Genomic DNA, 24130 nt, shown 5'->3' with positions numbered 1-24130 from the left:
GGTCAGACGTTGAGCAGCAGGTATTCCCGCTCCCACGGACTGATCACTTCCATGAACGTTTCGAATTCCGCACGTTTGATCGCTGCATAGGTGGCGGCGAAGGACTTGCCCAGCAACGCGCAGAGTTCCTCGTCGCCTTCGAACAGGTCGACGGCTTCGAGCAGGCTGCGCGGCAGGTCGATTTCGTCGGCGTTGGCGGTCGTCAGCACCGGCGGCTCGGCCTTGATCTTCCTAGTGATGCCGATCAGCCCGCAGGCGAGCGAGGCTGCAAGTGCCAGGTAGGGATTGGCGTCGGAGGACGGAATACGGTTCTCGACGCGCCGCGCCGCGGGGTCCGAACGCGGCACGCGGAACGCCGTGGTGCGGTTGTCGTAGCCCCATTTGTTGTTGACGGGAGCCGATGCCGCCTGCGTCAGCCGCCGGTAGGAATTGACGTAGGGCGCGAACATCACCAACGCGTTCGGCACGTGCTTCTGCATGCCGCCGATGAAATGGAAAAAATCCTCGGTTTCGGAACCATCCTCGGCCGAAAAGATATTCCTGCCCGTCTTCTTGTCGATGATCGACTGGTGGATATGCATGGCCGAGCCCGGTTGGCCCTGGATCGGCTTGGCCATGAAGGTCGCGTAGATCTCGTGCTTGAGAGCCGCCTCACGGATGGTGCGCTTGAACATGAACACCTGGTCGGCAAGTTCGACCGGGTCGCCATGGCGCAGATTGATCTCGAGCTGGCCGGCGCCCTCTTCGTGGATGAGCGTGTCGATCTCCAGCCCCTGGCTTTCAGAGAAATGGTAGATGTCGTCGATCAGTTCGTCGAACTCGTTGACGCCGGCGATCGAATAGCCGGCGCCGCCGCCGATCGCGCGCCCGGAGCGGCCGACGGGCGGGGTCAACGGATAGTCCGGGTCTGGATTCTTGCGCACGAGGTAGAACTCGATCTCGGGCGCGACGACCGGCTTCAACCCAAGTCTGTCGTAGGCGGCAATGACGCGCTTCAGCACATTGCGCGGCGTGAACTCGACCGAGCGACCATCCTGGTGGACGAGGTCGCAGATGACGGCCGCCGTCGGGTCTTCTTCCCATGGCACCACTGTCAGCGTCGACAGGTCCGGCATCAGCTTGAGGTCGCCGTCGTCTTCCGGATAGTGGAAGCCGTTGCCGTCCTCTGGATAGCCGCCGGAAATCGTCGTCATGAAGACGGCCGAGGGCAGCGCCAGTGAGGTGTTGGAGGTGAATTTCTTCGACGGCATCATCTTGCCGCGCGCCACGCCGGCCTGATCAGGCGTGATGCATTCGATATCCTCGATGCCGCGCCATTCCAGCCAATCGCTGACTTCCTTCCAGTTCTTCACACCACGCAGGTTTTTCACAAAGGCAGGCGTGCGCGCCCGTCCTCCGCGGCTCGACGGACGGACTTCCTTTTTTGCAGGCGGCATCATTCACCAGATTGGGTTGCGGATTTCGGAGTATAGCCGTGCCGCGTGATGGAAGGGAAGGGGAGCCGCCGCCGGCAATTGCCGGTGCAGGTTGAAAACCGCCTGCCGGTCGGCTTAGGTTTGGCGCCTTCCCGCAATCGAGAAGCCGGCGATGCGAACCAGCAGCGAACTGACCACGATCGGCTTTGATGCCGACGACACGCTTTGGCAGAACGAACAATTCTTCCGCACGACAGAAAAGCGCTTTGCCGCCATGCTGGCCGATCATGGCGAGGAAAAGCAGATATCGGCGCGGCTGTTGGAGGCCGAGAGGCGCAACCTTGCGATCTATGGTTTCGGGATCAAGGGATTTACGCTCTCGATGATCGAAACGGCGATCGAGGTCACCGACGGGCGCGTACCGGCTTCGGTCATAGCGGAGATTCTGGACGCCGGGCGCGAGATGCTGCGCCATCCGATCGAGCCGTTGCCGCATGCACGCGAGACGGTCGAGAAACTCGCCGGCACCTTCCGCCTCGTCCTGATCACCAAGGGCGATCTGTTTGATCAGGAGCGCAAGCTGGTCGGCTCCGGTCTGGGCGACCTGTTCGACGCCGTCGAGATCGTCAGCGACAAGACCGCCGCGACTTATGCGCGCCTTTTCAACCGCCATGGCGATGGTCCGGCAAGGAGCATGATGGTCGGCAATTCGCTGAAGTCGGACGTGGTGCCCGCCATCGAGGCCGGCGGCTGGGGTGTCCATGTGCCACACGAACTGACCTGGGTGCTCGAACACGTCGAGGCGCCAGTTGCCGAGCCGCGTTTCCGCCAGATATCGGATCTCGGCCAATTGCCGGAACTGATAGAAAGCATCGCGAAGCCGGGCTGATCGCGACTTCGATTATTTGCTTTTTGCATAATTCCGGAGGGAAAAACCGCTGCACGACTTTCCCGCAATTGCCTCAGCGGCTGATCAGACGATCGATCACCGGTTGCAGCCGTTCGGGCGTGATCGGCTTGGCCACCACCGCATCGATGATATTCGCCAGGCCAAGGCTCTCCGGCGTGCCGTTCTTGGTTGAAAGCAGGATCACGGGAGGAAGTGATTTGCCCGAGGCCCGGCGCAATTTTTCGATGCCGGGCATCAGGTTGTCGCAATCCTTGTTGTCGGGGCCGCCGTCGAGCACAATCGCGCCCGGCACTAGCGTTCGCAAGGTTTTCGCCGCGATATCAGGCGATTCCGAGATTGGTCTGAGTCCGGATCGCTCGACGATCTTCGATACCACGACACGGTTGATCGGCGACTTCCCGACGACAAGCACCCGGGAGAGATCGTGGATCGTCTCGGTACTTGAATCCCGGGTCACCAGATTCACATGTTTTGCGGTCTCGCCGTCTCGTTTCACGGGGCACCCAAGTCGGCCAAGAAGTTCGCCCCTATTTCAATGCAGAGTTGAATCTGGGCGACAATTGGCGTGAGATCGGACCCTATGTCAAGTTGAAATAAAAGAACCGGATGGCACTCTCCACAACAGTGGATTCAAGCAACAGTACTGTACTGCTCTGTCCATGGCTTGGTTACGTAAAAATAAAATTCACCTGCGCATACATTGCGCAGGTGAAGGGTCGCCTGGACCATTTCCGATCAGCTGTGGCTCTGCTGCGTGACGATCACCGGGATCAGCAGATCGCCCCAATTGCCGTCGCCGCCATGGTGCCTTGCAGAGCGCACGAGCTCCACCGAGACGCCCGCCTCGACGGCCTTCATCACCGACTGGTTCAGCCTGTGCAGATCGTTGGCCAGCATGCGGATCGTCGCCTGCTGGTCGACGCTCATCGTGGTCGATTGCTCTTCCGCCCGTTCCTTGACACGGCTTATCGATGCCATTGGTCTTCTCCTATGTCCTTGCCCTCTCGGGCGTTCCTCTGTTGGTCGTCTTTTTGCGAACTCACTCCGCTGCCGGCTTGAACTGCGCGTGCTCGGTCGATTCATGCATGGCGGTGGTCGATGACCGGCCCCCGGTGATCGCCATCGAGACGGCGTCGAAATAGCCGGTGCCGACCTCCCGCTGGTGCTTGGTCGCGGTATAGCCATTGGCTTCCGCGGCGAATTCCGCTTCCTGCAACTCGGAATAGGCCGCCATCTGCCGCGCCTTGTAGCCGCGGGCGAGTTCGAACATGCCGTAGTTGAGCTGGTGGAAGCCGGCCAGCGTGATGAACTGGAACTTGTAGCCCATGGCGCCTAGTTCCCGCTGGAACTTGGCGATCGTGGCGTCGTCGAGATTCTTCTTCCAGTTGAACGACGGCGAGCAATTATAGGCGAGCAGCTTGCCCGGATGGTGCCTGCGCACACCCTCGGCGAATTTCTTGGCCTGCGCCAGGTCGGGCTTCGAGGTCTCGCACCAGATCAGGTCGGCGTGGGGCGCGTAAGCAATGGCCCGTGCGATGCAAGGCTCGATGCCGTTCCTGACCTGGTAGAAGCCTTCCACCGTGCGGCCGGCATCATAGTCGACGAAGGGCTGGTCGCGCTCATCGATATCGGAGGTGAGCAGCTTTGCCGCCTCCGCGTCGGTGCGTGCCACGACCAGTGTGGGTGTGCCCATCACGTCGGCCGCGAGCCGCGCCGCGTTGAGGTTGCGGATATGCGCCGCGGTCGGGATCAGCACCTTGCCGCCGAGATGGCCGCACTTCTTCTCCGACGCCAGCTGGTCCTCATAGTGGACGCCGGCGGCGCCCGCCTCGATGAATGCCTTCATGATCTCGAAGGCATTGAGCGGACCGCCGAAGCCGGCTTCGGCGTCGGCAACGATCGGTGCGAACCAGGTCTCGACAGAAAGCCCCTTGCCCTCGGAGGTCTCGATCTGGTCGGCGCGCTGCAGCGTGCGGTTGATGCGCTTGACCAGTTCGGGCGCCGCATTGGCCGGATAGAGCGACTGGTCGGGATACATCGCCGAGGCGGTGTTCGCGTCGGCGGCAACCTGCCAGCCCGATAGATAGATTGCCTTCAGCCCGGCACGCACCTGCTGCATCGCCTGGTTGCCGGACATGGCGCCCAATGCGTTGACGAAGTCGTCCTCGTGGATGAGTTTCCACAGCCGGTTGGCCCCCATTTCGGCAAGGCTCTGCCTGATCTGCACCGAACCGCGCAGCCGCTTCACGTCCTCCGGCGAATAAGGGCGTTCAATGCCGTCGAAGCGACCTTCAGGCGCCGAGGGAACGAGGTTGTAAAAATCAGTCATTGGTCACTCCGGAGGGTTCTGTATGATGTCTGCGCGCCAATTTGTTGGGGCGCTTCTATGTGACTGAATTTACATTTTGGCGCGAGATGAGCCAGAAAAATTAGGAAAACCGGTCGGATATAAGAGAAAATCTGTGTTGTGTTTGACAGGAAGGCACTGTAAATTTGTCAATCCTGTAAAGGAAAGCGGCTTTGGGATTGCGGCGGATGTCGTGTAAATCTTGTCAAGGATAGTCGATGGCTGATCAGAAGATTTTCGCCGGGCCGCGTATTCGCCGCATCCGCAGCGCCAAGGGCCTGACCCAGACGGCGATGGCCGAGGGGCTCGGCATCTCGCCGTCCTACCTCAATCTGATCGAGCGCAACCAGCGGCCGCTGACGGTGCAACTGATCCTGAAGCTGGCCTCCGTCTACAAGGTCGATCCGCATGAGCTGCAGGGCGAGGCGAGGGGCTCGGTCGCTGCCCTGAAGGAGGTGTTCTCCGATCCGTTGCTTGTCGGCGAACTGCCGGGAGACCAGGAACTGATCGAGCTTGCCGAGGCGGCGCCCAATGCCTCCGCCGCGGTGATAAAACTGTTCCGCGCCTATCGCGAGCAGGCCGAGCGGCTGTCCGACCTCAACGAGCTTCTGGCGCGCGAAGGGCGGGCGACCGCGCTCTCCGGCGCCCGCCTGCCGATCGACGAGGTGCACGAGATTTTCGAGCGGCGACCGAACCATTTTTCCTCGCTCGAGGAAGAGGCCGAGGCGTTCACCTCGGTGCTTGATCCCGGTGACGACCTGTCTGGCGCCTTGAAGGCATGGCTGAAGCGCGAATACGGCATCGTGGTCAAGGTTCTGCCGGTCGCCACCATGCCGAACTGGCGCCGTCGCTACGACCGCCATTCGCAGCGCCTGTTCCTTTCCGAGCGCCTGTCGCCTTTCGACCAGTTGCGTGAAGTCGCGATGGAGGCCTGCCTGATCCGCATGACGGTCGCGGTCGCCGGCGAGATTCAGGCGCTGAGACTGGGTACGGACGAGGCGCGCCGCCTTGCCCGCTTCGAACTCGGCCGCTATGCCGCCCATGCGCTGATGATGCCCTATCAGCCCTTTCACGCGGCGGCTATTCGCTCACGTTACGACATCGACGTCCTGCGCTCGCGCTTTGGCGTTTCCTTCGAGCAAGCGGCAAACCGGCTGACCATGCTGCAGCGGCCAGGGGCTTCTGGCGTGCCCTTCTTCATGCTGGAGGTCGACAATGCCGGAAACCGCTTTCGCAAGGCCGGCAGCCAGGGGTTTCCGCAAAGCCGGTTTGGCGGCGGCTGTCCCAAGCTGCCCGTGCATGTCGCCTTCACCCAGCCCGGCCAGATCTTCGTCGAGGCGGTGGAAATGCCCGACGGCGCCGAGTTCCTATGCATGGCCCGCACCCTGGAGGGGCCGCAAGGAGCGTTCTCCGAACGCCCGCGCCGCACGGCACTGCTGCTCGGCTGCGACATCGGCTTTCGCGACGACATGGTCTATGGTGCGGCCCTGCCCGGCACGGCAGTCGGTGCAAAGGTAGGGGCGGGCATCGCGGCGACGCCAGTCGGCCCGGCCTGCCGGCTTTGCGAGCGTGTCGGCTGCCTGGCGCGCGCAGAGCCGCCGGTGACCAGACCGCTCGGCCTCGACGAGATGGTGACCGGCCTGAGCGCGTTCGATTTCCAGTAACGCTGCAGCAAAGGTGCCACAATCGTCGCCGGTCTCTGGATCACCCGCGGCCCAAGTCTTTGCGTTACGCGAACAGAGCAGTTTATTGTCGCCCCTTGCGCATCGTCCCGTCCACAAAAGCTCGACAGTCGCGCCATGACAGACACAGCATCATCGCCCGGCCTTGCTACCGCGACAGTCTCGCCGCGCGAGGAACGCGTCGGCATGCTGCTGGTCTTCCTGTCGGCGCTGATGTGGAGTTTCGGCGGCACCATCGCCCGCTTCATCAGCGTTGGCGACAGCTGGACGGTTATCTTCTGGCGCTCAGTCTGGGCTGCCGCCTTCCTGCTCTGCTTCATGGCCTGGCGTGACGGCTGGCGCGGCATGGTGAAGTCGTTCCGGGACATGGGCCTGCCGGGCATTGCGGTGGGATTCTGCTTCGCCATTGCGTCGACCTCGTTCGTCGTGGCGCTTGCCTATACCACAGTCGCCAATATCCTCCTGATGCAGGCTGGCGTGCCGCTCCTGGCGGCCCTGTTTGCCTGGGCGCTGTTTCGCGAAAGAGTAACCGTCGCAACCTGGATGGCGATTGCCGCCGTCATCGCCGGCGTCGCCATCATGGTGTCTGAATCTCTTGACGGCTCCGTCTCGCCCATAGGCGACGGACTGGCGCTGCTGATCGCATTCATGTTCTCGACCGCCACCGTCATCACCCGGCGCTTCTCCAGCGTGCGCATGACGCCGGCGACCTGTCTCGGCACGATCCTGGCCGCGGGCTTCGCTGCCTCGCAGGCCTCGACCTTCACGGTATCGGCCGGCGACATGGGCTTTCTCTTCGTCTTTGGTGTGGTCAATCTCGGCCTTGGCCTTGCTTTCTTCGCCACCGGCGCGCGCCTGATCCCGGCGGCGATCGCGGCACTGCTCGGCACGTTCGAGCCGATCCTGGGGCCGATATGGGTCTGGCTCATCCATTCCGAGGTGCCGTCCGGGCGCACCATCATAGGCGGCGCGGTGGTGGTCACGGCGCTGCTTGTCCATATCGGGCTCGAATTCAAACGCCAGGCGCGGCCGCAGCGGGCTGGGGTCACCGGAGTGCCTTCGCCTAATTGATGCCGGCGCCGAAGCTTTGCCCATTGACAATGTCGCTGCCGCCCGGGCAGGCTGGGACTACGGCAACAACAAGACAGGCGTATCTTGCCAAGTCTCCCCGGCGGCTCGATCGAGACCGGACCACATTCTTGTATCTCTGTCCGCGCGGCGGCGAAAGCTTCTGACGGCACCGCAATTCCTTCCCGCCCCGAACAACCTGGTGGCCGCGGGCGGCGTGCCGGTTGGCGCTTGTCGGCCCCCGGAAAGCTCAATAGTCTGAAGCAAATGCCCGGCCGCGCGAGCATGTCGCGACGCGCCGGCAATGGAACACTCACCAAAGGAGAATAGCATGATCCGCAAAGCGCTCTGGCTTTCGGCAACCTCGGTATTTCTGGCGCTTTCGATGCCAGCCGGTCACGCCGCGGACCGCGTCGTCAACGTCTTCAACTGGTCGGACTATATCGACAGTTCGATCATCGATGATTTCACCAAGAAGACCGGCATCAAGGTCGTTTACGACACCTTCGATTCCAACGAAATCCTCGAAACCAAGCTGCTCGCCGGCGGCAGCGGCTACGACGTCGTCGTGCCGAGCGGCAGTTTCCTCGCCCGCCAAATCCAGGCCGGCGTGTTCCAGAAGCTCGACAAGTCTAAGCTGCCGAACCTCTCCAACATGTGGGATACGGTCACGGAGCGCACCGCCAAATACGACCCCGGCAACGAATACTCGGTCAATTACATGTGGGGCACGGTCGGCATCGGTTACAACACCAAGAAAGTGCAGGCAGCGCTCGGCACCGACAAGATCGACAGCTGGGATACCTTCTTCAATCCGGACAGCCTGGCCAAGTTGAAGGATTGCGGTGTCTATGTGCTGGATTCTCCGTCCGACATCATACCAGCGGCGCTGAAGTATCTCGGTCTGGACCCCAACAGCACCTCGCCTGACGATATCGCCAAGGCCGAGGAAGCTCTTCTCAAGATCCGTCCCTACATCAGGAAGTTCCACTCGTCCGAATACATCAACGCGCTTGCCAATGGCGACATCTGCCTGGCGGTCGGCTGGTCGGGTGATGTGTTCCAGGCTCGCAACCGCGCGGTCGAGGCCAAGCAAGGCGTGGAAATCGGCTATTCCGTGCCGAAGGAAGGCGCCCAGATGTGGTTCGATCAGATGGCGATCCCCGCCGATGCGCCGCATGTCGCCGAGGCGCTCGAATTCATCAACTACATGATGACGCCGGAAGTGATCGCCAAATCGTCGAACTATGTCCTTTATGCCAACGGCAACAAGGCATCGCAGCAATTCGTCGACAAGGCGCTGCTCGACGATCCTTCGGTTTATCCGGACGCCGCGACCTTGCAGAAGCTCTATACCATCCAGCCTTACGATCCCAAGACCCAGCGAATCATCACGCGCACCTGGACCAAGATCGTCACCGGTCAGTAAGCCATATGACACGACCCCGGCAGCCAACTGCTGGGGTCGCTTTTCTTTTGGGGCATCAAAAGTACGACGGAGTGGGGATATGAAATCGCTTGGCAGCATCCGCAGGGATTTCGCGCCATGGAACGACCCGAACGCCAGGCCGTATATCCAGTTCGACAACGTCACCAAGAAGTTCGGTAACTTCACCGCCGTCAACAATTTGTCGCTGACCATATTCGAGCGCGAATTCTTCGCCCTGCTCGGTGCCTCGGGCTGCGGAAAGTCGACCCTGCTCAGGATGCTTGCGGGCTTCGAGGAACCGACAGCCGGCCGCATCCTGCTCGATGGCCAGGATCTGCGCGGCATTCCGCCTTATCGCCGGCCAGTCAACATGATGTTCCAGTCCTATGCCTTGTTCCCGCATATGACGGTGGAGAACAACATCGCCTTCGGCCTCAAGCAGGAAGGGATGGCCAAGCCCGATATCGAAAAGCGCGTTGCCGACATGCTGAAGCTGGTCAAGCTCGAGCAGTTCGCCAAGCGCAAGCCACACCAACTCTCCGGCGGCCAGCGCCAGCGTGTCGCGCTCGCCCGCTCGGTCGCCAAGCGCCCGAAGGTGCTGCTGCTCGACGAGCCGCTGGGCGCTCTCGACAAGAAGCTGCGCGAGGAGACCCAGTTCGAACTGATGGATCTGCAGCAAGAGCTCGGCCTCACCTTCGTCGTCGTCACCCATGACCAGGAAGAAGCGATGACCATGGCCGATCGCATCGCCATCATGGACAAGGGCGAGGTCATGCAGGTTGCGACGCCGGCGGAAATCTATGAAGCGCCGGCGTCGCGCTTCGTGGCTCATTTCGTCGGCAACGTGAACATGTTCGAGGGCAAGGTCGCCGAGCGGTCGGCCAACACCACCCGCATCACCGGATCGAGCGGAGCCCAGATCGTCGTCGAGAATGGCGGCGCCGCCGCCGCCAATGCCGATATCGTCTTCGCCATCAGGCCGGAGAAGATCAAGGTGTCGTCGAAGAAGCCGGCCGATGCCGTCAACGCGCTGGAAGGCGAGGTCTACGACGTCGCCTATCTCGGCGACATGACCGTCTATCACATCAGGCTGGACGACGGGCAGATCGTGCGGGCAAGCGCCTTGAACGCGGCGCGCGTGACCGAGGACCCGCTGACCTGGAACGATCGCGCCTGGGTGTCCTTCCGGCCCGACGCCGGCGTCGTGCTGGCACGCTAAGGTGGCGGCCATGTCCAACATCGCTGTCACCCACGCCGCCGCGCCTTCGACTGCCGCCAAACCGTTCCTGACACGGCTGGGCGCCGGCTTCGTCAACCGGCTCGTCATCATCGTCCCCTACCTCTGGCTGCTGTTCTTCTTCCTCATCCCCTTTGTCATCGTCTTCAAGATTTCGCTGTCGCAGACGGCGATCGCGATGCCGCCCTACACGCCGGTGCTCGACTTCAGAGACGGTGTTGCCGGCTTTTTCGCCGGCTTTCGCGACCTCAACTTCGACAACTATGTCTGGCTGACGCAGGACGCGCTCTACTTCAGGGCCTACCTCACAAGCGTCGTCATCGCTGCCGTCTCGACGGTGCTGACCTTGCTGGTTGGCTATCCCATCGCCTATGGCATGGCGCGCGCCCCGGCCACGATCCGCCCGACACTGCTGATGCTGGTCATCCTGCCGTTCTGGACCTCTTTCCTGATCCGGGTCTATGCCTGGATCGGCATCCTGAAGCCCGAGGGCCTGCTCAACCAGTTGCTGCTGTCGCTGCACATCATCAATCAGCCGCTGGTGATCCTCAACACCTATACGGCGATCTTCATCGGCATCGTCTATTCCTATTTGCCGTTCATGGTGCTGCCGCTTTATTCGTCGCTGGAAAAGATGGACTATTCGCTGATCGAGGCGGCCAAGGACCTCGGCTGCCCACCGACCAGTGCCTTCTGGAAGATCACCTTCCCGCTGTCGCTGCCGGGCGTGATTGCCGGCTGCCTGCTGGTGTTCATCCCGGCCGTCGGCGAATTCGTCATCCCCGATCTGCTCGGCGGCTCGCAGACGCTGATGATCGGCAAGACGCTGTGGAACGAGTTCTTCGCCAATCGCGACTGGCCGGTGTCTTCGGCCGTCGCCGTCATCCTGCTATTGTTGCTGACGGTGCCGATCATGCTTTTCCAGCAGGCACAGGCCAAGGCCCAGGAGCAGGACAAATGAACACCACCTGGAGCCGCTTCAACGTCACCTCGATCGTGCTGGGCTTTGCCTTCCTGTACCTGCCGATCGTGCTGCTTATCGTCTTTTCCTTCAACGAATCCAAGCTTGTCACCGTCTGGGGCGGCTTCTCAACCAAGTGGTATGTGTCCCTGTTCCACAATCAGGGCCTGATGGACGCCACCTGGGTCACGGCGCGCGTCGGCGTGATTTCGGCCACGGTCGCGACCGTGCTTGGCACGCTGGCGGCACTCACCCTGACGCGCTACACGCGGTTCAGGGGCCGGATGCTGTTTTCCGGCATGGTCTTTGCGCCGCTGGTGATGCCGGAAGTCATCACTGGCCTTTCGCTGCTGCTGCTCTTCGTTGCGGTCGGTCTCGACCGCGGCTTCTTTACCGTGACGCTCGCCCACATCACGCTCACAATGTGCTTCGTGGCGGTCGTCGTGCAGTCGCGCCTGGTCTCCTTCGACCGCTCGCTCGAGGAAGCGGCGATGGACCTTGGCGCAACGCCGGCGAAGACCTTCTTCCAGATCACGCTGCCGGTCATCCTGCCGGCCATCGTATCCGGCTGGATGCTGGCCTTTACGCTGTCGCTCGACGATCTGGTCATCGCCAGCTTCACCTCCGGACCGGGCGCCACCACGCTGCCGATGAAGATCTACAGCCAGGTCCGTCTCGGCGTGACACCGGAGATCAACGCCGCCTGCACCATCCTGATCGCCGTCGTCGCGGTCGGCGTGATCATCGCTTCGCTCGCCAACAAGCGGCGTGAGGTGCAGCGCCAGCTCGACGAACAGGCGGCGCAACGCGGGTGAGCATGATTCCGAAAAGTGGCAGCCGGCTTTCTCAAGGTCATCCTCAGCCAAGCGAAAGCACGGCGGAAGCCGCGTTTATTCGCCCGAAACGCCGCGGCTGATGGGTGAAATGAACGGCGTGCTCCACGTTCCGCCGACGAAAAACGACGACTGGTTGGGGCCTTGCTGGCCAGTTTTTTGCGTTGCAGGCTGATCCGGCTGGATAACACCGCCCGACAGTGCCAGTCCGCGTCCTGCGTAGGATGCGATGCCGGAAAGCCAGATCTTGTATTTCGCCGAATTGGCCTCTGCCTTGTCGAGTCTCGCCACACCTCTCGAAATGGTTGCCTTCACTTCGGCGCCATCGATGGGCAGCGTCCCGTCCGAGACGTCGTCGAGCGCGAAGAAGCCGCCTTGTTCGGTATGCTTGAGAAACGCCGGCAGGTTGAACTTGCTGAGCGCGCCAGGGCCGAAGGTCGCCGAGACCGAGCCGTCGGCGTTTTCGAAGATCGAATCCCAGGTCCTTCCCGGTCCCTTGAGGATGACCGAAACGGTGCCCGTGCCAACCGGCACCAGCCGGGTCATCCCGGCCGCGGTACCGAACGCGCCGCCATCGACGTCGGAGGCCAGTAGCCGGATCTCGACCTGGGTGCCTTCGGGTTTGCGGTCGAAGCGAAGGCTGGTCTGGACGTTGCCGCCAAAAGCCGAGGCGTCGGAGATATCGAAGACGGAAAGACCGTCCTTGACCTGGGCGGTGGCCGCGACATCGGCAAGCTGGATGCTTCCCGCCGTGGCATGGGCCGCCGACAACCTGAGATCGAGGTTGACCCGGTCGGCGAAACTCGTGTCGACCTGGCCCGGCTCGGCGCTGGTCGCCGGTCCCAGTGGCGTGAAGGCGGACAGGAACGACCTGAGGTCGAGCGTGTCGAAGGCAAGCGTGCCCGAAATCACCGGCTGCGTCTCGCCGAGCGACACGTCCAGCGCGCCCATGCCCGGGTTATTGTCCAGCGCCAGCGCCGTGTTCTCGAATTTGATGCGGCCGGCCGACGCCGTGACCTTGCTCGAAATGCTGACCGAGCCGATTGCCGCGCTCGGCGCGATGCCGGCCTGCGACCATTCCAGTACGCGGCGCAGCGATGGGGCCGCGAATTTCACCTGGCCGTCGAAATAGGCGTTTTCGGACATGCTGGCGGTGCCGTCGAAGGAGAAGGTGGCGGGCGCTGCCTTGAAGGACAGGGTGAGCGGCGCCGTGCCCCCGGCAAACAGCACCAGCGGTCTCGGCGAGGCGGCATCCACCGTCACGCTTTCGCCGCGCCAGATCCCGGTCGCGGACAGTGTCGCATTGCTGTTCATCGCCGCCCAGGTGGCCTGGCCGCTAAGACTGCTCAGGATCTCCACATCCTTGCCGTTGACGGACGCCACCATGCGGCCATCCCTGAACTCGACGGTGCCGAAAGTGTCGGCTGGCAGCTTGTCGAGATCGGGCTTGGCGGGGTCGGCATTGACCACGCCGCGAGCCGCGTCGATGGAGCGCGCGATGCGCCCGCCCGTCGGCGCCGTGGGCAGGAACAGGCCATCCGCCGTGCGCTGCACCCGGATTGTCGGCCGCACCAGCCGTGCCGTGGAAAACGCCACATCGCCCTGCAATGCCGCCATGGCCGAGAGGTCAACCTCGACCCTTTCGGCTTCGACGACCGGCGGGGCATCGCCGTCGGTCCACTTCGACAGTGTCACATCGGTCAGGATCGCGCGGAATTTCGGCCAGACCTCGATGCGCGGCGACCCTTCGATGGCAACTCGAAAGCCGCTCCAGGCGCTTAACTCCCACGCGATGCGGTCACGCACGATCCGCGTCGAGGCGATCAGCGGCAGGGCCGCGACCACCAGCGCGATGACGATGGCGGCAACGCCGATCGCCCACACTCCGCGGCGGATCAAGGATGATGGCATATAGCCCCGTATGCTTCCATTCCGATAAAAACCGATCGTCCGACGGGTGTAACCCTGTCGTCACTACGACTTAGGGCTGACGCATTTCAAGTCTTTATGGCCCAGCGATGGCATTTGCGCACACCTGGGCGCATCGGCCCAACAAAATCTTGCTCTGCTGCGCTGCGATATGCATAAGCGATGGCGACCGTGGGAGGATCGATCATGGCTGGCGAAGTACCGCTCTGGACCCCGACGCAAGACCAGATTGATGCCTCCCCCTTGACCGCCTTCATGAAGGCCGCGGCAACGACTACCGGCAGTCCGTTCTCGTCCTATACCGATCTTCATCGCTGGTCGGTCGAGAACCGGGAGGCGTTCTGGGATCTCGTCTGGGATTTCTGCGGACTTGAAGGCGACAAGGGCGAGCGACTGCTACTTGATGGCGGCAAGATGCCCGGCGCTTCGTTCTTCCCGGACGCGTCGCTGAATTTCGCCGAAAACCTTCTGAAGAAGACCGGTGCCGGCGAAGCAATCGTCTTTCGCGGCGAGGACAAGGTCGAGAGGCGGCTGTCGTGGAACGAATTGCATGGCCTGGTTTCGCGCCTGCAGCAGCTTTTCCTGTCGCTTAAGGTGAAGAAGGGTGACCGTATCGCGGCAATGATGCCCAACATGCCCGAAGCCGTCGCCGCCATGCTGGCCGCGGCCTCGATCGGGGCGGTGTGGTCATCCTGTTCTCCTGATTTCGGCGAGCAGGGTGTGCTCGACCGGTTCGGCCAGATCGAGCCTGTCGTCTTCATCGCGCCGGACGGCTATTGGTACAATGGCAAGGCGATCGAGGTCGCCGACAAGGTCAAGGCGGTCGCGGCCAGGCTCGGCAGCGTCCGCAAGGTTCTGCTCGTCGACTATCTCGGCACATCCGCGGATGTTGCCGATACCATCGACAAGGCCGTGGCGATGGAAGAGGCGCTGTCGCCCTTCGCCGTCAAACCAGTCACCTTCGAGCGGCTGCCGTTTTCGCATCCGCTCTACATCCTGTTTTCGTCCGGCACCACCGGCATTCCCAAATGCATCGTCCATTCGGCCGGCGGCACGCTGATCCAGCATGCCAAGGAACACCGGCTGCATGCCGGCCTCGGTGATGGCGACCGCTTCTTCTACTTCACCACCTGCGGCTGGATGATGTGGAACTGGCTGGTATCGGGTCTTGCCTCCGGCGCCACGCTGCTGCTCTACGACGGTTCACCCTTCTATCCCGACGGTAATGTGCTGTTCGACCTCGCCGATGCCGAGAAGATGACCTTCTTCGGCACTTCGGCCAAGTTCATCGATTCGGTGCGCAAGGCCGGTCTCAAGCCGATCCGCAGCCATGATCTGTCGACGGTGCGCGCCATCTCCTCCACCGGATCGCCGCTTTCGCCCGAGGATTTCCGCTTCGTCTATGACGGCATCAAGAAGGATGTGCACCTGGCCTCGGTGTCCGGTGGCACCGATATCGTCTCGTGCTTCGTGCTCGGCGTGCCGATCGAGCCGGTCTGGACAGGAGAGATCCAGGGGCCGGGCCTCGGCCTCGCCGTCGACGTCTGGGATGATGACGGCAAGCCGGTCAGGCAGGCGAAGGGCGAACTGGTTTGCACCAAGGCTTTCCCGTCCATGCCGATCGGCTTCTGGAACGATCCCGACGGCAAGAAATACCAAGCCGCCTATTTCGAGCGTTTCGACAATGTCTGGTGCCATGGCGATTTCGCCGAATGGACCGGTCATGGCGGCATGGTCATCCACGGCCGCTCGGACGCGACGCTCAATCCAGGTGGCGTGCGCATCGGCACGGCGGAAATCTACAACCAGGTCGAGCAGATGCCCGAAATCCTGGAGGCGCTGTGCATCGGCCAGGATTTCGACAATGACGTGCGCGTCGTGCTGTTCGTGCGGCTGGCCGCTGGTGTCCAATTCGACGAGGATCTGGAAAAACGCATCCGCGCCAAGATCCGCACCGGCGCCAGCCCGCGCCATGTTCCGGCCCGGATCGTCGCCGTGTCGGACATCCCCCGCACCAAGTCGGGCAAGATCACCGAGCTTGCGGTGCGCGATGTCGTGCACGGCCGCGCCATCAAGAACAAGGAAGCGCTCGCCAACCCGGAAGCGCTGGAGCTATTCAGGAACCTGCCGCAACTTGCGCAGTGACCGCAACCGGCATGGTTAACGAAATATGTCGCGCGAATTTACCTAGATTTCACGAGTGGTACACATTCGTAAATTTTTTGGCGACCCGGTAAGGACTTGTTAAGGGCCGGCGTCGATAGTCGCATGTAACTTGAGGGAGAAATCCCGTTCCTCAGCCCCCGAGGAGCTGAATTCAGCTCAAGCCCCCGTTGTGACAGCAATCCCATCTCTTAAGGCGTCCTTTGGGCGCCTTTTCTTTTACCGGAGCAGTCTCTTCCCAAGGCTTCGTCGGTGCACTCGGCTCGCAGAAGGGCGCAGGCTGATCACAGTTTTACAGCCATTTCCCGCCCCCAGAGACGGAGTTTGCGGCATGATTCCACAAAGCCGGCAACAGCTTTGGGGTCGGTCAGGTCAATCATGCCCTCATCGGCCTTCGGGTCGACGCCCGCTTTCTGCAGCAGCGGCACAGAAGCGGCCGTGAAGGCGATGAACTTGCAGTGGGCGAATGCGTCGGCGACGAAGTCGCGCGCCGCTGCCTCGCCGGTCAGCCGTTGCGCCCCCTCGTCCGACAGGACGAGGGCGACGGCGTCGAACAGGACGGAGGGACCGCCGTCGATCATATGCCGGGCCTCGATCCAGCTTCCATCGCTGGCCTCGACGCCACCGACCTTGGGGGCGACCACTTCCATGGTGGCTCCCTCCTTCTCGACCGCCGATTGCAGCCGCTTCAGAAGCGCGGCATCCGCGCCCGCGCTGACAAGCACGCCGACCTTGCGGCCCGCGAAACTTTCCGGTCCGTTCTGGATGATGCTGAGCGCCGGCGACGGTGCGAGATCGTTCCTCGGCACGATTGCGGCGTCCGCCGGTCTGGGCAATTCCTTGATGCCCAGCCTGTCGGCAACGGTTACGGCAAGTCCTTCGTCGATATTCATGAGATGGGCGACCATTCGCTCGCGTATGACCGGTGTCTCGACCTTGCTCAGCTCGAAGGTCAGAGCCATCGCTATGTGCCGCTGCTCGGGCGGGGTCTGGCTGTTGAAGAACTGCCGCGCCTGGCTGTAATGGTCCGCGAAACTCTCGGCGCGCAGGCGTAGTTTTTGTCCGGCTTCGGCGTCGGCGAAGGAACGAAAGCCGCGCTGAGGCGATTCCCTCGGGCCTTCATCGAATGAATTTGGCTGGTAGTTTGTCCTGCCCACAGGATTGCGCATGGCCATATGCCCATCCTGCTGGAAGTGGTTGAACGGGCACTTCGGCGCGTTGATGGGGATGTGCGTGAAGTTCGGGCCGCCCAGGCGCTTCAACTGCGTGTCGAGATACGAGAAGTTCCGGCCCTGCAGCAAAGGATCGTTGGAAAAGTCGACCCCAGGCGGGACGTTCTGCGTCATGAACGCCACCTGCTCGGTTTCGGCGAAGAAATTGTCGGGCATGCGGTCGAGCACCAGGCGGCCGACCGGGATCGGCTCGAGCACCTCTTCCGGAATTAACTTGGTCGCATCCAGGACATCGAAATCGAAGCTGTCGGCGAAATCCTGGTCGAAGAGCTGAACCCTGAGTTCCCATTCCGGGAAATTGCCGGATTGGATGGCCTGCCAGAGGTCGCGGCGATGGAAGTCCGGGTCGGCACCGTTGATTTTCACCGCCTCGTTCCAGGCCACCGACTGCAGGCCGAATTTCGGCTTCCAGTGAAATTTGACGAATGTCGATTCGTCCTTGGCGTTCAAAAACCGGAACGTGTGCACCCCAAACCCTTCCATGAAGCGGAAGGAACGCGGGATCGCGCGGTCCGACATGACCCACATGATCATATGCATGGACTCTGGCGTCAGCGAGATGAAATCCCAGAAATTGTCGTGTGCGGACTGGGCCTGTGGAAACGCCCGGTCGGGCTCTTCCTTGACGGCATGCACCATGTCCGGAAACTTGATCGCGTCCTGGATGAAGAAAACCGGTATATTGTTGCCGACAATGTCCCAGTTTCCTTCCTTCGTATAAAGCTTCACCGCGAAGCCGCGGACGTCGCGCGCCAGATCGAATGAGCCCTTCGACCCGGCAACCGTCGAGAACCGGACGAAGGCTGGCGTCTTCTCGCGGGCGCGCTGGAAAATGTCGGCCCGGGTGTATTTGGCGAGCGAGTCATAGGTCTCGAAATAGCCATGCGCTCCGTAGCCGCGCGCGTGCACGACCCGCTCGGGTATGCGTTCATGGTCGAAGTGGAAAATCTTTTCGCGAAAGTGGAAATCCTCGAGGACCGTCGGTCCTCGCGGTCCGATCTTCAGCGAGTTCTGATCGTCCGAGACCGGTCCGCCCTGGGCCGTGGTCAATACCGCGCCGTCGCTTTCGGCGCGCTGGTGCAATTCACCGCCATCACCTCTCGTCAAGGTCTGATCGTGAATAGCGGCGGTGTTGCCGTTGCGGCGTGGTGCCTTGGCCATTTAGCGTGTTCCTTCGAGCTTCGATGCGGGCTTGCGCGCGGCAGACTTTCCCCCGCCGCCTTTGGCGGCGGGCGAGGGGATCAAGGGCGATTGGCGTAGCGCCCGCGATCGCTTTCGATCTCATCGGGTGTGAAGGCCTTGGCGCTGCTGTCGAAACCCGTCCAGCCGTCGGCCTCGTATGCGCTGCGGCGGTCTTCCAGATTGACCGAATTGGCTTGTCCGAGAATCCGCTCGGCTTGGCCAGCCAACTGATCATCGACCTTGGCTGTCACCAGCGTGCCGCCACGGCGCACACCTTCCGCATAAACATGGGCATCCCTTTCTGGGACTCCGGACTCCGTCAGTGCCCCGACGATTCCGCCGGCAGCTCCGCCGACGACAGCGCCTCCAACGGCGCCGACAGCAGTGGCGGCCAGCCAGCCGGCGGCCACCACCGGGCCGACGCCGGGAATGGCCACGATGCCGAGCCCGGCCAGCAAGCCACCCGCACCGCCGATGACGGCACCCACACCCGCGCCGCTGGCGGCATCCTCGGCGGCATTGGAGCGGTCGTCATCCCCGTCGTACCATTCGGTCGAATTGTTGGCGACGATGCTGATATCGGCGTGCGGCACTCCGCTTGCCTCCAGCTCGCCGACAGCATCGGAAGCGTCATCATAATTGTCGAAAAGTCCGGTCACGGTTTTCATGGTCAAGATCTCCAGATTTGCTGTTCAGTTGGTGCCGGCAACGACGTTGCCCTGGTAGTCGAGCGCGACGGCCGTCTTCTTGCCGTCCTTGGTCGCCTGTCCGCGCCAGATGCCCTGTTCGTCCTTGTTCAACGCGGACACATCCGAGAAGCCGGCATCCTGGATGCGGCTCTTGGCCTGATCTTCGGTGAAGCTGTTGGCGCCCGGCACCGGGGCGGACGGATTTGCCGTGTCGGTCGTGGTGACGGCAGGGGTCGTCGAACCCGTCGCGGAAGACTTGTCATCCATCGTGGAAGCGATCTTCTCGATCATGTCCTGATGCATCTTGAGCGTCGGCAAGGTCTGCTGCGCAAACGTCTTCAACTGCGCGTTGTCGCCGTCCTTGGCGTAGCCGTCGAACAGCTTCACCGCATCGGCATGGGCATCGCGCTGCATCTGCACGTAAGATTTGTCGACCGGATCCTTCGCGCTTTGCAGAGCGTCAATATCGCTCTTGTGCTTGGCGTCCGTTGCCGACGGCACCTGCAGCTTCTGCTCGCCGGCGATCGTCTCGAGTTTAGCATTGGCCGCGCCATGATCAGCGATCATCTTCTGGGCGAAGTCCTTGACGCTTTGATCCTGCGCCTTCCCTTCGGCGATCTTGCTCGATTCCACCTCGAACATCCCGCCGGACGCCGCCTTGTCGATGAAGTCCTGCGCCTTGTCCGCGGCCAGGGCAGGCATGGCAAAGGTGATTGCCGTGGCCGCGCCGAGCGCGGCCAGTAACAGCCGATTTTTCATGAATAGATCCTTGTTAGGCACACATCGTGCTGTGTGCCTAACAAGCGCCTGCAGGCTTTGTTCCGGCGGCCGAACGATTTTCCCGACGGTCCCGGATTCGGCGGGCAGCCAATATCACCGCGCGGAAACTGCAAAGCTTGCGGCAGAACCGCTGCCGCGGAGGCTCACCTTACTCGGCGAGCACCCGGGTCGACGGGAAGGCGACTTCGACCAGCGTGCCTTCGCCGGGCGTCGAATTGATGGTGAACCGGGCGCGGTTGGCTTCCACCATCGCCTTGGTCAGCGGCAGGCCAAGGCCGGTGCCGTCGCCGCGCCCGCGCTTCAGGGCGTTGATCTGCTTGAACGGCTTCAGCGCCTGCTCGATCTCGGCCTGGCTCATGCCGATGCCGGTGTCGCGCACCCGCATGACGACGTCACCCGAGGTCTCATAGGCGGTCGAGACGATCACCTGGCCGCCGGCCTGGGTGTAGCGGACGGCGTTGGACAGGATGTTGAGCGCGATCTGGCGCACGCTGCGCAAATCCGCCACCACTTCCGGCAGCCGCGAGGCGAAGCTGGAGCGGATGATGACGCGTTCGCGGTTGGCCTGTGGCTGCATCATCGCCACGGTTTCGGCCAGCGTATCGTTGAGCGACACCGCCTCATTAGCCATTTCCTGCTGGCCGGCCTCGATCTTCGAGATGTCCAGGAGATCGTTGACTAGGTCGAGCACGTGGTTGCCCGAGCGGTTGATGTCGCGCAGGTAGTCGCGGTAGCGGTCATTGGCGACCGGCCCGAACTTCTCGTCGACCATCAGCTCGGAAAAGCCGATAATGGCATTGAGCGGCGTGCGGATCTCGTGGCTGATGCGGGCGAGGAAATCGGTTTTCTGCGAGGAAGCGCGTTCGGCCACCGCACGCGCCTGGGTGAGATCCTCCTCGGCCCGCTTCCACTGTGTGATGTCGCGTACCACGGCGCAGAAGCCGCTGTCGTTGGGCAGCCGGCCGATGGTCATGAACAGGGGGATGAAGCGCCCCTGTGCTTCGCGGCCGATCACCTCGCGGCCGTCATTCAACACGCTCGCCACGCCAGGCTCCGACAGGCCGGTGAGATAGTCGCGCGCCGCGCGTTGGCTCTCGATGGCAAACAGCGAGGCGAAAGGCTTGCCGGTCACCTCGTCGCTGTCGAAACCGAACAGCGCCTCGGCTGGGCGGCTGATCGAACGGATGGTGCCGTCGCTGCCGATCAGCACGACCCCGTCGGTGGCGGTGTCGATGATGGTACGCATCTCGGCGATGCGTGCCTTGAGCTCGGAAATGTCGGGCTGCGTTGGCCCCTCGCCAATCGCGTGCGCCGCCGCGGGGGCATCATCCTCGCCGGAACGGCGAACGACCAGCATCAGCGCCCTGCCGTCGCGCCAGGGCACGGAGCGCAGGATGGCGTCGATAGGAAATTCCTGTCCGTCGCGCGTCTTCAGCCGCAGAGCCCGGTCGCTGCCGTCGAAAGCGCCGTCATCGGCATAAGGATCGGCAAACAAAGCGCCGAGGCCACCCGCTTCCTCCAGGTCCTCCAGCGTCTCGTATCCGGTCAGGTCGAGGAATTCGTCGTTGGCATAGTGCAACTGGTCGCCCGAATGGATGATCAGCGGCACGGGCAGCTTGCCGAGCAGCGATGTATCCGGCGTCTTGTTTTCGCTACCGACGGAAAAGGCCGACGGCATGAATCCTTCGGTTTTGAGTGGTGGCACTTGCAGGCGTGGCCGCTCGGCAAATGTCCCGGCCGCATCATCCGGGCCGCCGCTTCGGCCGGGGGCAGCAATCGGTTCCTCGCCGGATGCAGTCGCGTCCTCGTCGGTCCAATCCTCATTGTCTTCGGCGTCGCGTAAATCGTCCGCCGTCATGTCGTCGTCATCAGCTGGCGGTGACTTGGCGGATCCTGCCTGCGCTGGCGCCTCGCGATCCTCGGCCATCGCTTTCGTCGCGATTATCTCTTGTGCCTCGGGCGCTGTGGCCTCGTCGCTGCCGTCGGCGACATCAGCAGGCTTGTCCTCTTTATCGGCGTAGTCGAGCAGGGAGCCCGAGGCCGCCGGCGGCGAGGATTCGGAGCTCGGCGCCTGTTGTTCGACCTGGTCCGCTTGCGCACCGTCGAGCCGCGCAAGATCCCTTTGATCCTCGGCATCGCTCAGGGAGGGTTCGCCCGCGTCCGGTGCGTCTTGCGCATCAGGCGTTGGCATACCATGCGCCTGGCCGGTCGCCGGTTCCTGGCTCGAGTCTGCTGGTTTGGTATCTGGGGTGGCGATGTCCGCCGGCGGCGTCGCATCGGTCGCGGGCTTGGTCGCGTGGTGCGGCTCCGACAAAGGGCCTGTCCCGGCATCTGGGTCCGCCTGCCTTGCCGGCTCGGCCGGTTCAGCCTCCGGCGAACTTTCTTTCTTCAGCCGCTCGCCGATCTCGCGGAACGCGCTGCGTTCCAGCGTCGACAGTCCCTTGTCATTGGCCGGTTGCCGGTGTTCGGCCAGCCGGATGACCTTGTCGGCAAAGCGCCGCTCCGGTTTCGGTACGATGGTCAGCGCCGGCACTTCGCCCTTGAACGGGTCCGATACCTTCGGCCCCTCGGCCTCGGGTTGTTCAGGCGCCGTCTTCACGGCCTCGGGTTTCGGTCCCGCCGGCATTGCGCCATTGGGCACCAGTGCCATGCCGATCGCTTCCGGATCGACGACCGCATCCCCGGTTCGCGCGACGCCGAAGCCGCGAAAACCTTCGAAGGCGCGGCTGCGGCCATAGACGGGCAATGCCGCCAGGTCGACGGGTATCTTCAGGTCGGTGCCGACGACCGGCCACAGCACCGAGCGGCCGGACCAAGTGTCGCGCCGCTCCAGCAGGCCGGCGATCTCGCCGGACGCATCAAGACCGAAGGCCGCCGCGACATCCCTGAAGCGTCGACCGATCACGTCGGCTGCCGGATGGCCGACGATATCGGCGAATTCCGGCGACAGCGCGCTGAACTTGCCCTCGGCGTCGGTACGCCAGACAAAACGCAACGGTGCCGCCGAGCGGTCTATCCTGCGGGTGGCCACGGTTGCGGCCGGGGCCGTAGGCGAGATGGCCTGCTTCACGCTGTCCGCTGAAGTTTCGGGGCCAACCGCTTCGGTCCCGCCTTTCGGTTCCGGCGCGGTTGACGCGTCGTCTTCCCCAGCATGGAAATACCAATGATCGTGCTGTGCCGGCGTGCCCGCCGCCGGCTGATCATTGTCGGCGGCGACCGGTGTCGGGCCTGTCGGTTCCTCGATCTCCCGCGTTGCCTGTTCCGGCCTATCGTCAGCCACGGGCCCGGAAGGGGCGGGCGCCTGTTCGGTCTCGGCAGCGGCAGCGGGCTGTTTGGTCGCCTCCGTCCGCGAAACATCGGCCGTCGGCTGATTGTTCTGCCGAGACCCGGATTCGACCGTGGCGGTTTCCGCCGCCTCCGTTGTGCGGTCAATCTCCTTGGCAGGGCGTTCCGTTGCCGCGGACAAGCCGTCCGCCGAAGCGCCAGATGCGCTGTCCTCGAGTTGATCCTCGTCGATCACCACCAGCAGATGCCGCTCCGGCGTCAGCCGGGCGAGGCCCGCCGGGTAGGAGGTTCTGCCGCCCGGAACGAGGCGCTTGACGATGCGCTCGCCCTCGGCCGCGACGTCGGCCACCAGGGCCGCCAGTGTCGCGGGCTGGATGCCGAGTGCCGAAAATCCCTGCGAGGCGGCCTCGACATTGCCCTTGGCATCGATAAAGGCAATGAAATGGCCGTCCTCGGTAAGGCCGCTGATCGCCCGGTTGGCGATCTCGGCGGCACTGCGCGAGCCGGTCTGCGCCGCCGGCACGGCCAGCATGATGGCATGCTCGCCATCGGGCAGCGTCAGGGCACTGGCAAGAAAGCCGACGGCGCGGCTGGTCATGCCGGTCGCCAGGCGCACCGTGATCGAGCGATCGCCGCCGATCTGCGGGAAACCGCTGGTCGCCATGATCTGGCGGCGCGCGACCAGCGGCAGCCGCGCCGAGGCGCCGATGATCGCCTCGATATCGGGATAGCCGAACATGTCGGCGCCCGGCCCATTGGCCCAGATGACCTGCTCGAGGTCCACCGACAGGATCGCGATCGCGTCGCCGGCGGCAAACCGCTGGCGGACCGCGTCGAGCACGGCGACGTCGAGGAAGGAATATTCGGACGGCATGCGCTTGGCGGACCCTTACGGAGCGGCGATTTGCAGTTAACGCTTTGTTAATAAAAGCCGCAGCCACGAAGGTCCACAAGCCAGAACGTGCAAAGGCTGAATTCTGGCTGTTTG

General features: G+C 62.9%; 17 protein-coding genes. 8 read left to right on the top strand and 9 right to left on the bottom strand.

From position 1 onward, the window contains the following. Positions 1 to 2 precede the first annotated feature (2 nt). Complete coding sequence (locus EN850_RS26450) at positions 3 to 1439, bottom strand: glutamine synthetase family protein (RefSeq protein ID WP_167531254.1); 1437 nt, start codon at positions 1437 to 1439, stop codon at positions 3 to 5. Positions 1440 to 1587: 148 nt separating this feature from the next. Here EN850_RS26450 and EN850_RS26445 point away from each other — a divergent pair, with 148 nt between their 5' ends. Next, the gene (locus EN850_RS26445; RefSeq protein ID WP_127870856.1) at positions 1588 to 2304 is read left to right on the top strand and encodes an HAD family hydrolase; all 717 of its coding nucleotides are present in this window, start codon (positions 1588 to 1590) and stop codon (positions 2302 to 2304) included. Positions 2305 to 2377: 73 nt separating this feature from the next. Here EN850_RS26445 and EN850_RS26440 read toward each other — a convergent pair whose 3' ends face one another. The 3 genes from EN850_RS26440 to aceA form a co-directional block, all read right to left on the bottom strand. Further along, entirely contained in the window at positions 2378 to 2821 is a 444-nt protein-coding gene (locus EN850_RS26440) for a response regulator (protein WP_135880998.1), read from the bottom strand. Between the two features lie 239 nt (positions 2822 to 3060). After that, positions 3061 to 3303: a hypothetical protein gene (locus EN850_RS26435; protein WP_023766759.1), complete on the bottom strand. Its 243-nt coding sequence runs from the start codon at positions 3301 to 3303 to the stop codon at positions 3061 to 3063. A gap of 61 nt (positions 3304 to 3364) precedes the next feature. Continuing rightward, a complete protein-coding gene (aceA, locus tag EN850_RS26430; RefSeq protein WP_127870858.1) occupies positions 3365 to 4654 on the bottom strand; it encodes an isocitrate lyase in 1290 nt (429 codons plus the stop codon). A 236-nt stretch (positions 4655 to 4890) separates the two neighbouring features. Between aceA and EN850_RS26425 the strand changes: the two genes are divergently transcribed. From EN850_RS26425 to EN850_RS26400, 6 genes are all read left to right on the top strand, one after another. After that, a complete protein-coding gene (locus EN850_RS26425) occupies positions 4891 to 6336 on the top strand; it encodes an XRE family transcriptional regulator (RefSeq protein ID WP_136092606.1) in 1446 nt (481 codons plus the stop codon). 135 nt (positions 6337 to 6471) lie between these two features. Beyond that, positions 6472 to 7425, top strand: coding sequence for a DMT family transporter (locus EN850_RS26420; RefSeq protein WP_135861898.1), 954 nt, complete (start codon positions 6472 to 6474; stop codon positions 7423 to 7425). Between the two features lie 328 nt (positions 7426 to 7753). Further along, entirely contained in the window at positions 7754 to 8851 is a 1098-nt protein-coding gene (locus tag EN850_RS26415) for a polyamine ABC transporter substrate-binding protein (RefSeq protein ID WP_136092605.1), read from the top strand. Positions 8852 to 8930: 79 nt separating this feature from the next. Further along, the gene (locus EN850_RS26410) at positions 8931 to 10070 is read left to right on the top strand and encodes an ABC transporter ATP-binding protein (protein WP_136092604.1); all 1140 of its coding nucleotides are present in this window, start codon (positions 8931 to 8933) and stop codon (positions 10068 to 10070) included. Between the two features lie 10 nt (positions 10071 to 10080). Beyond that, positions 10081 to 11049 carry an ABC transporter permease subunit gene (locus EN850_RS26405; RefSeq protein WP_136092603.1) on the top strand — a complete coding sequence of 323 codons (969 nt, stop codon included), beginning with the start codon at positions 10081 to 10083 and terminating at the stop codon, positions 11047 to 11049. After that, complete coding sequence (locus EN850_RS26400) at positions 11046 to 11864, top strand: ABC transporter permease subunit (protein ID WP_136092602.1); 819 nt, start codon at positions 11046 to 11048, stop codon at positions 11862 to 11864. The genes EN850_RS26405 and EN850_RS26400 overlap by 4 nt, the downstream gene beginning before the upstream one ends. A 75-nt stretch (positions 11865 to 11939) precedes the next feature. Here the strand turns inward: EN850_RS26400 and EN850_RS26395 are convergent, their stop codons facing one another. Beyond that, positions 11940 to 13793, bottom strand: a complete 1854-nt coding sequence (locus EN850_RS26395) for an AsmA family protein (protein ID WP_127277036.1) — start codon at positions 13791 to 13793, stop codon at positions 11940 to 11942. 204 nt (positions 13794 to 13997) lie between these two features. Between EN850_RS26395 and EN850_RS26390 the strand changes: the two genes are divergently transcribed. Continuing rightward, the gene (locus EN850_RS26390) at positions 13998 to 15956 is read left to right on the top strand and encodes an acetoacetate--CoA ligase (RefSeq protein WP_127870861.1); all 1959 of its coding nucleotides are present in this window, start codon (positions 13998 to 14000) and stop codon (positions 15954 to 15956) included. Between the two features lie 302 nt (positions 15957 to 16258). Here EN850_RS26390 and EN850_RS26385 read toward each other — a convergent pair whose 3' ends face one another. From EN850_RS26385 to EN850_RS26370, 4 genes are all read right to left on the bottom strand, one after another. Continuing rightward, the gene (locus tag EN850_RS26385) at positions 16259 to 18367 is read right to left on the bottom strand and encodes a catalase (RefSeq protein ID WP_127870862.1); all 2109 of its coding nucleotides are present in this window, start codon (positions 18365 to 18367) and stop codon (positions 16259 to 16261) included. Positions 18368 to 18447: 80 nt separating this feature from the next. Next, positions 18448 to 19056 carry a general stress protein gene (locus tag EN850_RS26380; protein WP_136092601.1) on the bottom strand — a complete coding sequence of 203 codons (609 nt, stop codon included), beginning with the start codon at positions 19054 to 19056 and terminating at the stop codon, positions 18448 to 18450. 24 nt (positions 19057 to 19080) lie between these two features. After that, positions 19081 to 19836, bottom strand: coding sequence for a DUF4142 domain-containing protein (locus EN850_RS26375; RefSeq protein WP_127870864.1), 756 nt, complete (start codon positions 19834 to 19836; stop codon positions 19081 to 19083). 169 nt (positions 19837 to 20005) lie between these two features. Continuing rightward, positions 20006 to 24016 (bottom strand): PAS domain S-box protein, encoded by a 4011-nt coding sequence (locus EN850_RS26370; RefSeq protein ID WP_136092600.1) that lies wholly within the window; start codon positions 24014 to 24016, stop codon positions 20006 to 20008. Between the last annotated feature and the right edge of the window lie 114 nt (positions 24017 to 24130).

The organism is Mesorhizobium sp. M8A.F.Ca.ET.207.01.1.1 (assembly GCF_004794715.1).
Lineage (GTDB): Bacteria > Pseudomonadota > Alphaproteobacteria > Rhizobiales > Rhizobiaceae > Mesorhizobium.
Note: the sequence above shows the minus strand (reverse complement) of the source record. Positions and strands in the feature narration are given on the sequence as shown.

Coding starts and splice junctions, on each gene's coding strand:
- EN850_RS26450 (WP_167531254.1), bottom strand. CDS start 1,439: ATGATGCCGCCTGCAAAAAAGGAAGTCCGTCCGTCGAGCCGCGGAGGA.
- EN850_RS26445 (WP_127870856.1), top strand. CDS start 1,588: ATGCGAACCAGCAGCGAACTGACCACGATCGGCTTTGATGCCGACGAC.
- EN850_RS26435 (WP_023766759.1), bottom strand. CDS start 3,303: ATGGCATCGATAAGCCGTGTCAAGGAACGGGCGGAAGAGCAATCGACC.
- aceA (WP_127870858.1), bottom strand. CDS start 4,654: ATGACTGATTTTTACAACCTCGTTCCCTCGGCGCCTGAAGGTCGCTTC.
- EN850_RS26425 (WP_136092606.1), top strand. CDS start 4,891: ATGGCTGATCAGAAGATTTTCGCCGGGCCGCGTATTCGCCGCATCCGC.
- EN850_RS26420 (WP_135861898.1), top strand. CDS start 6,472: ATGACAGACACAGCATCATCGCCCGGCCTTGCTACCGCGACAGTCTCG.
- EN850_RS26415 (WP_136092605.1), top strand. CDS start 7,754: ATGATCCGCAAAGCGCTCTGGCTTTCGGCAACCTCGGTATTTCTGGCG.
- EN850_RS26410 (WP_136092604.1), top strand. CDS start 8,931: ATGAAATCGCTTGGCAGCATCCGCAGGGATTTCGCGCCATGGAACGAC.
- EN850_RS26405 (WP_136092603.1), top strand. CDS start 10,081: ATGTCCAACATCGCTGTCACCCACGCCGCCGCGCCTTCGACTGCCGCC.
- EN850_RS26400 (WP_136092602.1), top strand. CDS start 11,046: ATGAACACCACCTGGAGCCGCTTCAACGTCACCTCGATCGTGCTGGGC.
- EN850_RS26395 (WP_127277036.1), bottom strand. CDS start 13,793: ATGCCATCATCCTTGATCCGCCGCGGAGTGTGGGCGATCGGCGTTGCC.
- EN850_RS26390 (WP_127870861.1), top strand. CDS start 13,998: ATGGCTGGCGAAGTACCGCTCTGGACCCCGACGCAAGACCAGATTGAT.
- EN850_RS26385 (WP_127870862.1), bottom strand. CDS start 18,367: ATGGCCAAGGCACCACGCCGCAACGGCAACACCGCCGCTATTCACGAT.
- EN850_RS26380 (WP_136092601.1), bottom strand. CDS start 19,056: ATGAAAACCGTGACCGGACTTTTCGACAATTATGATGACGCTTCCGAT.
- EN850_RS26375 (WP_127870864.1), bottom strand. CDS start 19,836: ATGAAAAATCGGCTGTTACTGGCCGCGCTCGGCGCGGCCACGGCAATC.
- EN850_RS26370 (WP_136092600.1), bottom strand. CDS start 24,016: ATGCCGTCCGAATATTCCTTCCTCGACGTCGCCGTGCTCGACGCGGTC.